The organism is Pauljensenia hongkongensis (genome assembly GCF_001746855.1).
Lineage (GTDB): Bacteria > Actinomycetota > Actinomycetes > Actinomycetales > Actinomycetaceae > Pauljensenia > Pauljensenia hongkongensis.
On the sequence record NZ_CP017298.1, the window covers coordinates 1,863,028 to 1,865,613 of the forward strand.

1 protein-coding gene and 1 pseudogene are annotated in these 2,586 nt (G+C 70.7%); one reads left to right on the forward strand and one right to left on the reverse strand.

Annotated features, from left to right (window positions below):
• Positions 1-1,533 (forward strand): annotated as a pseudogene (locus BH719_RS07740) (2-hydroxyacyl-CoA dehydratase); the annotation flags it as partial.
• A gap of 10 nt (positions 1,534-1,543) precedes the next feature.
• Here the strand turns inward: BH719_RS07740 and BH719_RS10310 are convergent.
• Positions 1,544-2,586 (reverse strand): S8 family peptidase (locus BH719_RS10310; protein WP_009744272.1); only part of this gene is annotated, 1,043 nt, incomplete at its 5' end.

The window sequence follows — 2,586 nt, forward strand, 5'->3', positions numbered from 1 at the left end:
TCGGCTCCCCTGGTGTCGGCGGCGGTCGACACGGCGCTGCACGAGGACCCCGCGTCGGTGGCGGCCCGCGAGGAGCAGGCGGGGGCCAGGGCCGGCCACATCGAGGTGCGCGCCTCCTTCACCAAGGAGATGCGCGAGGCGGGATACGAGATCCTGGCCCCGCAGATGTCGCCGATCCACTTCCGTTTCCTGTCGCCGCTGCTGGCGCGCGCGGGCCTGAGGGTGCGGGTGCTGGAGCGCACCAGCCGCCAGAGCACGGAGACGGGCCTGAAGTACGTGAACAACGACTCGTGCTACCCGGCGATCGTGGTCATCGGGCAGCTGGTCGAGGAGTTCATCTCGGGGCGCGCCGACCCGGACCGCACGGCGGTGGGCATCACGCAGACGGGCGGCATGTGCCGGGCCACGAACTACGCGGCGCTGCTGCGCAAGGCCCTGCGCGACGCGGGCTACCCGCAGGTGCCGGTGATCGCGCTGTCCGTGCAGGGGCTCGAGGACAACCCGGGGTTCCAGTTGGGCCTGAAGGACATCCACAAGGCGGTCCAGGCCTTCGTCATCGGCGACGCCATCCAGTCGATGCTGCTGCGGGTGCGGCCCTACGAGGCCGTCCAGGGCTCGGCGATGGAGCTGTACAGGAGGTGGGACCGGATCGTGCGGGAGTGGATCGAGGATGGCCGCTCCCAGGAGTTCGGGGGCGGGCGTGCCCGCCGCCTCACCTACGCGGGCCTCATCAGGGCGTGCGTGCGCGAGTTCGACGCGCTGGCCCTGCGCGACATCCCCCGCAAGCCCCGTGTCGGCCTGGTGGGGGAGATCCTCGTGAAGTTCCACCCCGACGCGAACAACCACGCGGTCGATGTCATCGAGGCGGAGGGGTGCGAGGCGGAGCTGCCGGGCCTCATGCAGTTCTTCCACTACTCGTCGGCGACAGCCGAGTGGGACCAGGCGAACCTGGGGATCGGGGGCCGCCAGCGCCGCGTCATGCCGCTGGTGCTGTGGGCGCTGGAGAGGTACGAGGCGCCCGTGCGCAGGGCGTTCGCGGCCACGGGCGGCAAGTTCGAGCCGCACCGCAGGATCGGGGAGATGATCCCGCGCTCGCAGGACATCGCGCGCCTGGGCAACCAGGCGGGGGAGGGCTGGTACTTGACGGCGGAGATGGTCGACATGATCGAGCACGGGTGCCCGAACATCATCTGCGCCCAGCCCTTCGCGTGCCTGCCGAACCACATCGTGGGGAAGGGGATGTTCCGGGCGCTGCGCAACCGCTACCCGGAGTCGAACATCGTCGCAGTCGACTACGACCCGGGGGCTTCGGAGGTCAACCAGCTCAACCGCATCAAGCTCATGCTGGCGACGGCGGTCCAGGGGAGGGACGGGTCGGGGGGCGACGACGGCGTGCTGGACCTGGTGGGCATCGACTTCGAGGACGCCCCCGGGGCCGGGGTTGGTGCTGGTGCCGGGGGCGCTGGTGGGCGCCGGGTCGTGGGCCTGGGGATGCCGGGCGTGCCGCCCAGGCGGGCCGCGGCGCTGCGGTGAGGTGGGGTTGTCAGTCGGATCCGCTTGGCTGGTGGTATCGGGGTGAGGTGCCAAGGGCGGTGCGGTCGGGGTGGGAGCGGATGGTGGCGGGGTCTGTTCCCCTGTAGGTGTATGCGGGGTCGTTGTCGAAGACTGTGTCGGTGGCCAGGAGGCCGTCGGCGTAGTCGGCGACGGTTTGGGCGGTGGGCTGGGTTCCGGGGAACTTGTCCAGGAGGGGGTTGGTGTCGGGGTACTGGGTGGGGTCGGTGGTGTCCAGGCCCTTGGGGCTGATGAGGGGCTGTCCGGTGGGGCCGGTGGTGGCGGTGGCGATCAGGGACTGGACGATCTGGTTGCCCGTGGCCTGGGGCCAGCGCTGCATGGCGACGGCCACGAAGCCGGCCACGATGGGGGTGGCGTATGAGGTGCCACTAGAAACGATGGTCTGCCCGGTTGCGAAGTCGTGTTCGGTGATGCGGTCGCCCGGGGCCATGACGGCCAGGCCGCGCCCGTAGTTGGAGTAGGGCTGGATGCGCCCGGCCGAGTCGGAGGCCCCCACCCCCACGGTCCCGTTCACAGACGAGAAGAAGTTAGGCGGGTCCTGGGCGCCGTCGTTGCCCGTGCCCACCACGACCACGACCCCGCGGGCGAGGGCTGCGGTGATCGCTTGGCGCTCGGCGTCGCTGATCTTGCCCCCCCCGAGGGAGATGGAGATGACGCGGGCGCCATCGGCCACCGCCGCGTTGATCCCATCATCCGTGTCGATACCGGAGCAGGCGCTTTTGTTGGTGTCGTCTGGTGCTGGGACTACGTAGTTGGTGATGCGGGCTCCGCGGGCCACGCCGTAGCCGCGGGCGGCCAGGATGGACACGACTGTGGTGGCGTGGGTTCGGCCGTCGGGGCTGGCGGTGAAGTCGCACATGGGTTTGACGGTGATGTCGGCCCCGGCCAGTTCGGGCACGGTGGTGTCGGCGGGCCCGTCGATCACCGCGATGCCCACCCCCGCCCCGGTGTAGCCGGCCGCGGCCTCCTTGTCCACGCCCAGCGCCGCCACGTACTCCTGGGTGGTGATCTCGT